Below are 11,680 nucleotides of genomic sequence, written 5' to 3'. Positions count from 1 at the left end.
GGAACGATAAGTTTGAAGCTGCATTTGCGGTTGTTTCTTTTTCTTGCGGTTTTGACGCTGCTTCATAAAGCCTTGCTCAGCCAGCTCTTCACGGATTTCATCAATATCTTCAACAGTGATATGTGCTAATTGCTGCTCGATGGATTCGAAGTAAGCAATGTTTTCTTCAGTTAATCGAATTTGATGTTCCAACTCATGTTCACGTGTTTTTAAACGGTTATATTGTTTGTAATAATATTGCGCATTAACAGAAGGTGATTTCATCGGATCTAGTTTGATTGTGACTTCTTCACCTGTGTAATAGTTTTCTGTTGTTAAAGTTGCATCGCCTTGTTGGATACGGTAGATGTTTGCGGTAATAAGTTCTCCATACAGCTGCATATCTTCTTTTGATTGTGTACCTTCATACTCATCATTTAGTTTCACGAGTTTATTGCGGTTCTTTTGGAGTTGCTGCTGGACAAAACGGACTAAGTCATTAGCACGCTGTTTAACCCGTTCACGTTCACCGCGAGCATCATAGAAGCGGTCTAATAATTCATCTAACGAATCATATGTGACGCTGTCGTCATCGAATTGTTTCAAACGCATGAAGTAATAATCTTCTTTGCCTGTTTCGTGATTTTTATGGAAAATCGGTACAGGTTCAAGTTGTGTTTCTTTCATGACCTCATCGAATGCTGCGGGTAAAGTTTCAGTTGTCATGAATTGACGACGTTCTGTAATCTCTTTTGTTATCAATGGACTAAAGCCTTCAAAGTGCTGCAACAGTTGTTTAGCAATGTTGCCTTTATTAAAATCAATATATCTTAATACATCTTGTCCTGAGACTTCATAAGGATTTGTTTTATTTTGTGTTGGCGGTGCCTCATATTGGAAGCCTGGCATAACAGTACGAAATTGGTTGGTGTTCGGTGTTAAATGTTTAAAACCTTCTATGATTTTACGTTGATCATCGACTAAGATCAAGTTACTGTGTTTACCCATAATTTCTAAAATCACTGTACGATAAATTTTATCGCCGAGTTCATCTGTACTTTGTACATCGATTTCAATACGGCGGTCGTTGCCGATTTGACGTATTGCTTGGATAATACCGCCGTCTAAATGTTTTCGGAAGACGCGGTTGAACATCGGAGGTTCGAATGGATTATCATATTTTTTCTTTGTAATGTGGATACGTGAGAAATTAGAGTGGATTGAAAGTAACAAAGAATGGTTTTTTCGATTTTGACGAACAACCATTATAATTGTATCGTTATCAGGCTGGTTGATTTTATGAATGCGGCCGCCTTGAAGAAATTCTAGTTCTTCTACCATTTTCTTTGTGAATAAGCCATCAAATGCCATAATCATTAACCACCTTTAATTATTCGTTCATAATACTACGTTCTTTCTATTGTACCATGTACAAGAGGGACACTGCCAAAATAAGATTTTACCTTTTGACATCTATACAATTTTATTTAGAATATGGTATCATTATATAATACAACAATAGCTTAGAGAGGTCGTAAGGCATGGATAATGAAAAAGGTTTACTGATTGTCTTATCAGGTCCATCTGGAGTCGGCAAAGGTACGGTCCGCAAAGAAATATTTGATGATCCTAAAACATCATATAAATATTCTATCTCGATGACTACAAGAGAGATGCGCGAAGGCGAACAAGATGGCGTTGATTATTTTTTCAAGACAAAACGAGAATTTGAGCAGCTTATCGCACAAGATCAATTCATAGAGTATGCTGAATATGTAGGCAACTATTATGGTACACCTGTACAGTATGTAAAGGATACAATGGATGAAGGGCATGATGTCTTCTTAGAAATTGAAGTAGAAGGTGCGAAGCAAGTTCGCAAGAAATTCCCTGATGCATTATTTATCTTCCTGGCACCGCCAAGTTTAGACCACCTAAGAGAACGTTTAGTCGGCCGCGGTACAGAATCTGATGAAAAGATTCAAAGTCGTGTGAAAGAAGCACGAAAAGAAGTTGAAATGATGAATCTTTATGACTATGTCGTGGTAAACGATGAAGTGGAACTTGCGAAAGAACGTATTCAATCTATCGTAGCAGCGGAACATTTAAAACGAGAACGCATAGAAGCAAAGTATAGAAAAATGATATTGGAGGCCAAAAAATAATGTTAAACCCACCATTAAACCAATTAACTTCAAAAGTAAAATCAAAATATTTAATCGCAACAGTGGCTGCCAAACGCGCGCGTGAGCTATATGATAAACCAGAAACTGCTTTAATAGAAAACTATCATTCTGTAAAAACAGTAGGCGAAGCATTAGAAGAAATCGCAGATGGTAAAATCACTCCAATCGAACCAGAATTGAATGAGAGTGAATTTGAAACAAAAGACTGATTTCAATTGTAATAAGTAAAAACAAACCCGTATGAAGCAGATAAACTGCTAATACGGGTTTGTTTGCTTTATTAAGCCATTTTCAATTGTTCCATTGAGCGTTTAAGCTGATCGAAATCAATGATACGTGCTTGTCTGTGAAACTCTCTGCCGCGGTTGAAGAGAATGACAACGGGGGAAGTGAAGAGGGACAATTGTCCAGCAGCTTCTGGGATATCATTGACAATGATTTGTGCCGCAGGCACATCTATTTCATTAACGAGTGCATCAACTCTCGGTTGGTCTGCATGGCAGACTGAGCAGCCTTTTGCCATGACATATAATAAGAACTTATCTTCATTTTCAATGTGGTGAACGATATCGCTGTATTGCTTCAAAGTCTCCATATTCAAACCTTCTTTCTTTGCTATATCGAAAGTAATCTTACGCGCTTCTCATATAAGAAGCAACTTTATTGCTTCTTGCAAAGCAAAGGACTTTTTTGACTTAGAGTGTTAAAATAAAACATGATTGATAATGAATGATTGGGGCCATTTAAGATGGACTCATTTTTATTATAACGCCGTATACATAAAGAGAGAATGAACTTGGAGGCAATGATTGCGATGAAGAATATTTTATTGGCAGTATCAGGCGGTATTGCCGCATATAAAGCGATTGATTTAACAAGTAAATTGACACAAGCAGGATTTGATGTACGTGTGATGTTGACAGAACATGCGCAAGAATTTGTGACACCGCTTGCTTTCCAAGCGATTAGCCGTAATCCGGTATATACGAGTACATTCAAAGAAGAAAATCCATCAGAGATTCAGCATATTGCTTTAGGAGACTGGGCAGATGCGGTCATTGTTGCGCCAGCAACTGCTAATATTATCGGCAAACTTGCTAATGGAATTGCTGACGATATGATTACTTCTACTTTGCTTGCGACAACAGTTCCTAAATTTATGGCACCTGCAATGAATGTGCATATGTATGAGAATCCGCGTGTGCAAGCCAATATGCAAGTACTTGCTGAAGACGGCTATCATTTCGCTGAACCTGGAGAAGGGTTCTTAGCCTGCGGCTATGTCGCTAAAGGGCGTATGATGGAACCATTGGATATTATTGCTTTTGTGAGACAAATAATGGATGAAACTACAACACAGAGTCAACCCGGTGAAGCTGATTGGTTCTATGGTAAACAAGTTTTAGTTACTGCTGGACCTACAGTCGAAGTTATTGATCCTGTTCGATTTGTTTCTAACAGAGCGTCAGGTAAGATGGGCTATGCTTTAGCAGATGCATTACAAAAAAGAGGCGCAAAAGTGACATTAGTCAGCGGACCGACATACTTAACACCGCCAGACAATGTAGAGTTTGTACCTGTAACGAGTGCAGAAGATATGTTTAATGCGGTAACTGAACGATTTGAAGCACAGAATTTTGTCTTCAAAACAGCCGCAGTTTCAGATTATAAACCTGCAGAACAATTAGAGCATAAAATGAAGAAACAAGATGGCGATTTAACAATTGCATTTACAAGAACGCAAGATATTTTAAAATATTTGGGGGAACATAAAACTCACCAAAAACTTATCGGGTTCGCAGCTGAGACGCAAGAAGTCGAAAAGTATGCAAAGGATAAATTAGAACGAAAAAATGCAGATGTAATTATTGCTAACAATGTCGGAGATACTTCTATCGGATTCAACTCTGATGATAATGAAGTAACGCTTTTCTTTAAGAGCGGGGAAGCTGTGAATATAGAGAAAGGCAAAAAGCAGGCACTTGCCGGCAGAATCTTAGAAGAATTAGAACGTAGGTGGAAATAATGTACGCAAAGGTTATTGTTGATGTACCAGCTAAAAACGTAGACTTTACCTTTGATTATTTAATACCAGAACGACTCGCACCCATCATTCAAGTTGGTGTGCGAGTCGTTGTTCCCTTTGGACCTAGAACGATTCAAGGGTATGTCATGGAAATAACTGAGGAACCAGATCCTAATTTGGATTTAACAAAGTTAAAGTCGATTAAAGAAATACAAGATATTAAACCAGAATTAACACCTGAACTTGTTGATTTAAGTGCATGGTACGGAAAGTATCATGTCACAAAACGTATTTCAATATTAGAGGCAATGTTGCCAAGTGCGATTAAAGCGAGATACACTAAAGTATTTGAAATCGTTGAAGATGAACATATTCCAGAAGATTTATTAAAACGATTCAATAAAGAGGGGCATTATGCATATAAAGCGGCTCAACAAAATGGGGATTTAGAACGTTTAGTCCCATTATTAAATGAAGGCAGTGTACGTGAAGAAACATTGCTCTCTCAAAATACTAAAAAGAAAACACAGCGCGCTATACGTATAAGAGACGATCATAGTCCAGATGAAGTCTTAGGTATGCTGGAACGCTATCCTAAACAATACGATGTATATGCTTATTTATTAGATGCACAAAACAGAGATGTGCCTCTAAAAGAAATTGAAGAAGTCGGATTATCGACTTCAAGTGTGAAAACATTAGAACGAAATGGGTGGATTGAAAAATATGACGCGATTGTAGAACGCGATCCTTATGCTTCAAGAGTGTTTGAACAAGAAGCTAAAAGAAAACTGACACCTGGTCAACAAGTAGCTTATGATGCGATTAAAGAGGTCATAGATGAAGAAAAGCAAGCGACTTTCTTATTACATGGTGTGACAGGTTCTGGTAAAACCGAAGTATATTTACAAACGATTGAAGCGGTATTAGCACAAGGCAAACAAGCAATGATGCTGGTACCGGAAATTGCATTAACACCGCAAATGGTATTACGCTTTAAACGCAGATTCGGTGATGAAGTTGCTGTACTGCATTCTGCGTTATCTAAAGGTGAACGTTACGACGAATGGCAGAAAATCAGAGATGGCCGTGCTCAAGTCAGTGTCGGTGCACGTTCAAGTGTATTCGCACCGTTTAAAAACCTCGGTATGATTATCATTGATGAGGAACATGAAGCCACATACAAACAAGAAGATTATCCGCGCTATCATGCCAAAGAGATTGCATTATGGCGTGCAGAGTATCACAATTGTCCATTGATATTAGGAAGCGCTACACCAAGCTTAGAATCATATGCACGTGCAGAAAAAGGCGTTTATCACCTATTAAGTTTGCCGGATCGTGTCAATAATCAGCCGCTTCCCGCCATCAACATAGTAGACATGCGTGATGAATTAGCGAACGGTAATCGTTCTATGTTCTCTACACAATTACGCGAAGCTATCGAAGATAGATTATCTCGCAATGAACAAATCGTTCTATTCTTAAACCAACGCGGCTACTCATCCTTTATCTTATGTCGTGACTGCGGTCATGTGCCGCAATGTCCAAATTGTGATATATCATTGACTTATCATAAATCGAGCGACAAATTAAAATGCCATTATTGCGGCTATGAAGAAACACCTCCGAATAAATGTCCTAATTGCGAAAGTGAACACATTAGACAAATGGGGACAGGAACCCAACGTGTCGAAGAATTATTAAATCGTGAATTTGAAGATGCGAAGATTATTCGGATGGATGCTGATACGACATCAAGAAAAGGTGCACATGAAAAACTATTGAATGAATTCGGGGAAGGGAAAGGCGATATCCTTTTAGGCACACAAATGATTGCGAAAGGACTCGACTTCCCGAATATCACGCTTGTAGGTGTACTTAATGCGGATACTATGTTGAACTTGCCGGACTTTCGTGCAAGTGAACGGACGTTCCAACTGCTAACTCAAGTTGCTGGGCGTGCAGGAAGACATGAAAAAGAAGGGGAAGTCATTATACAAACTTATAATCCGGATCACTATGCGATTAAAGATGTACAATTAAATGACTATCTCTCTTTCTATCATAAAGAAATGAAATATCGCCAAATCGGGAAATATCCGCCATATTATTTCCTAATCAATTTCACTATTTCTCATCAAAATATGAAAGAAGTCATGCAAGCTGCAGCACATGTGCATAAAATTTTATTACAACATCTGACGGATAGAGCTTTGATATTAGGACCTTCTCCTGCAGCGATTGCCAGAATCAACAGAGAATACCGCTTCCAAGTCCTAGTCAAATACAAGAGCGAACCAGAGCTGCACAAAGCCTTGCAGTATTTAGATGACTTTTATCATGAACGTTATATTAAAGACAAACTTGCATTAAAAATAGATATTAATCCATATGTCATGATGTGATGCTGTTACTATTGATATCATAGTAAAGGCTGAAATTGAATATAGTTTAAAAGTAAAGAGATAAGTGATGATGGGTAGAGTAATTTAACTCTATTAATCATCATTTATCTATTTTTATTTATTTTAATAGTGTAAATGCTCATATTTAGGACAAGAGCTTTTCAGTTGTGTGCTTTATTACACGTAGTGTAAAATAAATTTCATGAAATCTATTAATTTTATTCGGAAAGCCAATTAGACAAATAATGAACTATGAAGTGATATGTTTAACGTTAAGATAAATGGAAAATTAGTGTATCCGGCTAAAGTTTAAAAAGGGGATGAACATATGAAAACAGCTATTATTAGTGCGACAGGTAAACAAGGAACAATTTTAACTGAGAAAGCATTGCAACGCGGTCATGAAGTAACAGCGTTTGTACGCAACCATAATAAATTACAGTTTGATGTTCCATATGTAGAAAAGGATATTTTAGAAATTGCGCGTGAAGATTTAGAAGGTTTTGATGCTATACTTGTGGCATTTGGTGCACCACAGGGCAAAGAGGAACTTTATGTGCAATTAACAAATCACTTGATCGAAATCTTAGATGGAGTAGATGTAAAGTTAATGATGGTAGGTGGAACCGGCAGACTTTATATTGATGAAAGTAAAACAAAACGAGTCGCTGATAATCCGAATATTCCAGATGCGATGAAAGCAACAGCTAAAAAAATGGCAGAAGCCTATGATGTTTTAGCGGGTCAAGATAAATTAGTGGATTGGACTTTTGTAAGCCCAGCAAGCATGTTTGATTTTAATGGTCCAGAAACTAATGATTATCAATTAGGTACAGATACTTTAATTTATAATTCTAAGCATAAATCATACGTTTCCTATAGTGATTTCAGTAATGCTTTTCTTGATGAAGCAGAAAATGATAACTATCCAAATCAAGGTATTACTGTAGTTTCTGGCTAATAGAGAATATTATTTTTAATAGAGCAGACGATTAATGTAAATCGGAAATAAAACAAATAAAGATAATTAATTCTAACAAAAAGCAAGCAGTTTTCGTGTATAATATTTAATCAAGGAGTGATTAAATGATCTTACTCAAAACGTTTATCATTGCATTTTCAGTATTTACATTTTTATCTGCAATACTCATGCTGACACGTAATCCGAAATCACCTAAAATCGTTTTAATCTTATTAATTGTAGGGAGTATCTTATTAGATATCGCTGCACTTATCGCTGGGTTTGTACCAGCACTCATCATGCTGATCATTGGTTTAGCAATGATACAAATTGGTATCGGTATTTACCAAAAGAAAACTTTCGGCAAAGTTATATTCTTAGCACAAAGTGTACGATTTGTGGTGAGTGTCTTAATTATCGTATTTTTTGTAGTATTGCAATAATGAAAATTGTGACAGTATAGAAGTCTAATTAAAAAAACTGCGTGGAAGAAGTTAAACAACTACTTTCACGCAGTTTTTGTATTAACTACAAATAAATGTCAATTAAAGATGAAGAAAATAGTGATGGTAAGTGTTTATTTGTGAAATGATACCTGAATGTTAAAAATATTACAGAGAGATTTTGATTGTAAAAATATTTGAAATTTGTTTCAAAAGCATCATGTTATCCTATATAATGTAAAATATACGTTAAGTAATATGAATAATACATATATTGGAGGAAAATATGGAAAAAACAATCGATATTAGTAAAATATTTACGGCATTAAAGAAAAATTTAAAGCTATTAGTAGCACTGCCTCTGCTATTTCTAATTATAAGCTTGATATTGAGCTTTTTTGTAATTCAACCTAAGTACTCAGCTACTACACAAGTGTTGGTAAATCAAAAACATTCTAATAATGAAATGATGGCACAACAAGTACAGTCTAATATTCAACTTGTTAAAACATATTCAGAAATTATCAAAAGCCCAAGAATATTAGAAGAAGTATCTAAAGACTTAAAAGGGAAGTATTCTGCTAAGGAAATTTCAGGTATGTTAAGTGTAAATAATAAAGCAGATTCTCAAATAATGAGCATTACTGTTGAAAGTAATAATAAAGGTAATGCAACTAAAGTTGCGAATACAATTTCTAAAGTTTTTAGCCAAGAAGCGAGTAAGATAATGAGTATTGATAATGTCTCTACATTATCAAAGGCTGAAGAAGCTAAGAAAGTAGCACCCAAACCAATTATGAATGCAATTATCAGCATTATACTAGGATTGATATTAGCTGTAATTATTATAATATTAATTGCTATTTTTGATAGAAAAATCAAATCAGAGGAAGATGTTGAAGAATACTTAGAACTTCCAGTATTGGGATCTATACCAGAATTTAACAAAAAAGGATAAGGAGCATTTATATATGAAAAAGAAAAACGAATTATTTCAGAGCCCATTGATGACACATTTAAACCCTAAATCAGTGGTTAGTGAAAAATTCAGAGGGATTCGTACAAATATTATGTTTTCCACAGCTAATGACGATGTAAAGACTTTAGTAATAACTTCTGAAAAACCAGGAGTTGGAAAGTCATTAATATCTGCAAATATCGCTATTACCTATGCACAAGCAGGGTTTAAGACGTTACTGATTGATGGCGATATGAGAAAACCTACTCAACACTTTTTATTTAACTCTGCAAATTTGGATGGATTGTCTAATTTAATAATTAACAAATCATATTTCGATAAAGCAATAAACAAAACAGAAGTCGAAAATTTGGACTTATTAACATCTGGACCAATACCACCTAATCCATCAGAATTAATAGGGTCCTCTGAGTTTCAAAATCAATTAAAAGAATTAAAGGAATTATATGATTTTATCATTATCGATACCCCTCCTGTAAATACTGTTACAGATGCACAGTTGTTTTCTGAAATCAGTGGGTACGCAGCATTAGTTGTAAATGTTAAAAATAATGATAAAAAAGCAATTTTAAAGAGTAAAGAGCTTATTGAAAATACTGGAGCTAAAGTGTTAGGAGTGGTTTTGAATAAAACAGATCAAGATAAAAATTCTAGCTACTATGCTTATTACGGAGAAGAAACGCAATGATTGATATTCATAATCACATAATTTCTGGTGTGGATGATGGTCCTCAAAACGAAGAACAAGTGTTGGCTTTGTTAAAGCAAGCAGCGAAAGAAAATATTACAGGTATTGTAGCAACTCCACATCATTTGCACTATAGATATAATAATAAGTTTAATGATATTGAACAATGTGTAATAGATATAAATAATAATGAAAAAGTTAAAGAGCTAGGTGTGAAGATTTATCCAGGGCAAGAAGTTAGAGCTAGTGATAAATTATTGACTGACATAGATAATGGCAACATTAAAGGTGTTAATTATTCCAAATATTTGCTGATAGAATTGCCGTCAAACCAAGTTCCAAACTTTTTAAGCAGTTTAATATATGAAATTCAAACAAGAGGGTATATTCCGGTCATAGTTCACCCAGAAAGAAACAAAGTAATCGCTCAAGATATTAATGTTTTATATGGTTTAGTATGTCACGGAGTGTTAGCACAACTTACAGCATCTTCATTATCAGGAGATATGGGACGAAATCTCCAAAGAATTTCCATGAATATGATTGAGTATAATTTAGTACATTTTATCGCCTCTGATGCACATAATACTCAAAGCAGACCATTTTTAGGCAATAGTTTATTTTCTAATTCTAAGCTTAAAAAATATGAAGACGAAATTTCGATGTTGTATAAAAACAACGAGAAAATGATTCAAAATAAAAATATTAATCAAAGCAGACCTATAGAATTTAAAAAGAAAAAGTTTTTAGGATTGTTTTGATTTTATCTTGATTTGAGGGATAGGAGGGAAACGTAGTGTTAAAAAGAATGATTGATATAGTTACTAGTGGTTCTATTCTATTGCTGAGCGCACCAGTATTATTCGGCACATCAATTGCTATTGCTAAGTCGATGGGACGACCGGTTCTGTTTAAACAAAAAAGACCTGGCTTATATGAAAAACCTTTTGATATATATAAGTTTCGCACTATGACTGATGAACGTAATGAACAGGGCGAATTACTTCCTGATGAAAAACGAATGACTAAAGTAGGAACTTTTATTCGCAAATCTAGTATTGATGAGTTACCTCAGTTAATAAATGTACTTAAAGGTGAACTAAGTTTAGTAGGACCACGACCATTACTAATGGAATATTTGCCACTTTACTCAGATGAACAAAAAAAACGCCATTTAGTTAAACCAGGCATCACTGGATGGGCACAAGTAAATGGGAGAAATGCGATTTCATGGGAAGCCAAGTTCAAATTGGATGTTTGGTATGTTGAAAATCAGTCTTTAAAATTAGACATGTACATTCTATATAAAACATTTATAAATGTTTTATATAGAAAAGACATCAATGCAAGAGATCATGTGACAATGGAAAAGTTTCGAGGACTTGAATCATGAAGGATTTATTAATAATTGGTAACGGTGGGCATGCAAAAGTAATTAAAGACATTATTAACGCTAATGGAATTTATAAAGTTTCTGGTTATTTAGATGATAATATCGAAAAATATTTTGTCAAAAATGATATGATTTACGATAATTTAAAAAACATTAAACTTTATCAAGAAAATTACCACTTTATTATTGCAGTTGGCAATAACAAAATCAGAGCTGATATCTTCAAAAAAGTTGATGTTCCAAATGAAAAGTTTCCTGTTTTAATTCACCCCAAAGCAATTGTTAGTGAAACTGCTAATTTGGGGAATGGTACTGTCGTTATGCCTGGTGCTATTGTCAATGCAGAATCTGTAATAGGTCGACATTCAATAATAAATACATGCTCTGTAGTTGAACATGAATGTCTGATTAAAGATTTCACTCATATTTCCCCTGGAGCAGTATTAACTGGGAATGTTTCAGTAGACGAATATACACAAATAGGAGCAAATGCTACAGTTATTCCAAATGTGAGAATTGGATCAAATGTTTTAGTGGGTGCAGGTTCCACTGTAATTTCTAATACAAAGAACGATGTTACATTAGTAGGAACACCAGCAAAAGTTATTAAGGAGTAA

At 35.0% G+C, this 11,680-nt stretch carries 13 protein-coding genes; 11 read left to right on the top strand and 2 right to left on the bottom strand.

All coding sequences use genetic code 11. The features are described from left to right. The coding region (locus tag C7N65_RS03340) for an NFACT family protein (RefSeq protein ID WP_105993044.1) at window positions 1–1,350 on the bottom strand (1,350 nt) is incomplete at its 3' end. 170 nt (window positions 1,351–1,520) lie between these two features. Here C7N65_RS03340 and gmk point away from each other — a divergent pair. Both gmk and rpoZ read left to right on the top strand, forming a co-directional pair. Next, the gene (gene gmk / locus C7N65_RS03335) at window positions 1,521–2,144 is read left to right on the top strand and encodes a guanylate kinase (RefSeq protein WP_105993043.1); all 624 of its coding nucleotides are present in this window, start codon (window positions 1,521–1,523) and stop codon (window positions 2,142–2,144) included. After that, window positions 2,144–2,374, top strand: a complete 231-nt coding sequence (rpoZ, locus tag C7N65_RS03330; protein ID WP_105993042.1) for a DNA-directed RNA polymerase subunit omega — start codon at window positions 2,144–2,146, stop codon at window positions 2,372–2,374. Before gmk ends, rpoZ begins: the two co-directional genes overlap by 1 nt. Window positions 2,375–2,445: 71 nt before the next feature. Here rpoZ and C7N65_RS03325 read toward each other — a convergent pair whose 3' ends face one another. Continuing rightward, on the bottom strand, window positions 2,446–2,760 hold the full coding sequence (locus C7N65_RS03325) for a thioredoxin family protein (RefSeq protein WP_105993041.1): 315 nt from the start codon (window positions 2,758–2,760) through the stop codon (window positions 2,446–2,448). A 219-nt stretch (window positions 2,761–2,979) separates the two neighbouring features. On the opposite strand from C7N65_RS03325, the gene coaBC reads away from it, so the two are divergent. The 9 genes from coaBC to C7N65_RS03280 all read left to right on the top strand — a co-directional run bounded on the left by coaBC (window position 2,980) and on the right by C7N65_RS03280 (window position 11,680). Then, on the top strand, window positions 2,980–4,191 hold the full coding sequence (gene coaBC / locus C7N65_RS03320) for a bifunctional phosphopantothenoylcysteine decarboxylase/phosphopantothenate--cysteine ligase CoaBC (RefSeq protein ID WP_105993063.1): 1,212 nt from the start codon (window positions 2,980–2,982) through the stop codon (window positions 4,189–4,191). Continuing rightward, window positions 4,191–6,599, top strand: a complete 2,409-nt coding sequence (gene priA / locus C7N65_RS03315) for a primosomal protein N' (RefSeq protein WP_105993040.1) — start codon at window positions 4,191–4,193, stop codon at window positions 6,597–6,599. Before coaBC ends, priA begins: the two co-directional genes overlap by 1 nt. 328 nt (window positions 6,600–6,927) lie before the next feature. Continuing rightward, window positions 6,928–7,560, top strand: coding sequence for an NAD(P)-dependent oxidoreductase (locus C7N65_RS03310; RefSeq protein ID WP_105993039.1), 633 nt, complete (start codon window positions 6,928–6,930; stop codon window positions 7,558–7,560). 125 nt (window positions 7,561–7,685) lie between these two features. After that, the gene (locus tag C7N65_RS03305) at window positions 7,686–8,003 is read left to right on the top strand and encodes a hypothetical protein (protein WP_105993038.1); all 318 of its coding nucleotides are present in this window, start codon (window positions 7,686–7,688) and stop codon (window positions 8,001–8,003) included. Between the two features lie 286 nt (window positions 8,004–8,289). Then, complete coding sequence (locus tag C7N65_RS03300) at window positions 8,290–8,961, top strand: Wzz/FepE/Etk N-terminal domain-containing protein (protein ID WP_105993037.1); 672 nt, start codon at window positions 8,290–8,292, stop codon at window positions 8,959–8,961. Between the two features lie 13 nt (window positions 8,962–8,974). After that, window positions 8,975–9,670, top strand: coding sequence for a polysaccharide biosynthesis tyrosine autokinase (locus C7N65_RS03295; protein ID WP_105993036.1), 696 nt, complete (start codon window positions 8,975–8,977; stop codon window positions 9,668–9,670). Further along, complete coding sequence (locus C7N65_RS03290; protein ID WP_105993035.1) at window positions 9,667–10,431, top strand: tyrosine-protein phosphatase; 765 nt, start codon at window positions 9,667–9,669, stop codon at window positions 10,429–10,431. The genes C7N65_RS03295 and C7N65_RS03290 overlap by 4 nt, the downstream gene beginning before the upstream one ends. Before the next feature lie 35 nt (window positions 10,432–10,466). After that, window positions 10,467–11,063, top strand: coding sequence for a sugar transferase (locus C7N65_RS03285; protein ID WP_322107535.1), 597 nt, complete (start codon window positions 10,467–10,469; stop codon window positions 11,061–11,063). Then, a complete protein-coding gene (locus C7N65_RS03280) occupies window positions 11,060–11,680 on the top strand; it encodes an acetyltransferase (RefSeq protein ID WP_105993034.1) in 621 nt (206 codons plus the stop codon). Before C7N65_RS03285 ends, C7N65_RS03280 begins: the two co-directional genes overlap by 4 nt.

The sequence above is a fragment of the Staphylococcus simulans genome (genome assembly GCF_002994445.1).
Taxonomy (GTDB): Bacteria; Bacillota; Bacilli; order Staphylococcales; family Staphylococcaceae; genus Staphylococcus; species Staphylococcus simulans_B.
Note: the sequence above shows the minus strand (reverse complement) of the source record. Positions and strands in the feature narration are given on the sequence as shown.

Coding starts and splice junctions, on each gene's coding strand:
- C7N65_RS03295 (WP_105993036.1), top strand. CDS start 8,975: ATGAAAAAGAAAAACGAATTATTTCAGAGCCCATTGATGACACATTTA.
- gmk (WP_105993043.1), top strand. CDS start 1,521: ATGGATAATGAAAAAGGTTTACTGATTGTCTTATCAGGTCCATCTGGA.
- C7N65_RS03290 (WP_105993035.1), top strand. CDS start 9,667: ATGATTGATATTCATAATCACATAATTTCTGGTGTGGATGATGGTCCT.
- C7N65_RS03305 (WP_105993038.1), top strand. CDS start 7,686: ATGATCTTACTCAAAACGTTTATCATTGCATTTTCAGTATTTACATTT.
- coaBC (WP_105993063.1), top strand. CDS start 2,980: ATGAAGAATATTTTATTGGCAGTATCAGGCGGTATTGCCGCATATAAA.
- C7N65_RS03300 (WP_105993037.1), top strand. CDS start 8,290: ATGGAAAAAACAATCGATATTAGTAAAATATTTACGGCATTAAAGAAA.
- rpoZ (WP_105993042.1), top strand. CDS start 2,144: ATGTTAAACCCACCATTAAACCAATTAACTTCAAAAGTAAAATCAAAA.
- C7N65_RS03280 (WP_105993034.1), top strand. CDS start 11,060: ATGAAGGATTTATTAATAATTGGTAACGGTGGGCATGCAAAAGTAATT.
- C7N65_RS03310 (WP_105993039.1), top strand. CDS start 6,928: ATGAAAACAGCTATTATTAGTGCGACAGGTAAACAAGGAACAATTTTA.
- C7N65_RS03325 (WP_105993041.1), bottom strand. CDS start 2,760: ATGGAGACTTTGAAGCAATACAGCGATATCGTTCACCACATTGAAAAT.
- priA (WP_105993040.1), top strand. CDS start 4,191: ATGTACGCAAAGGTTATTGTTGATGTACCAGCTAAAAACGTAGACTTT.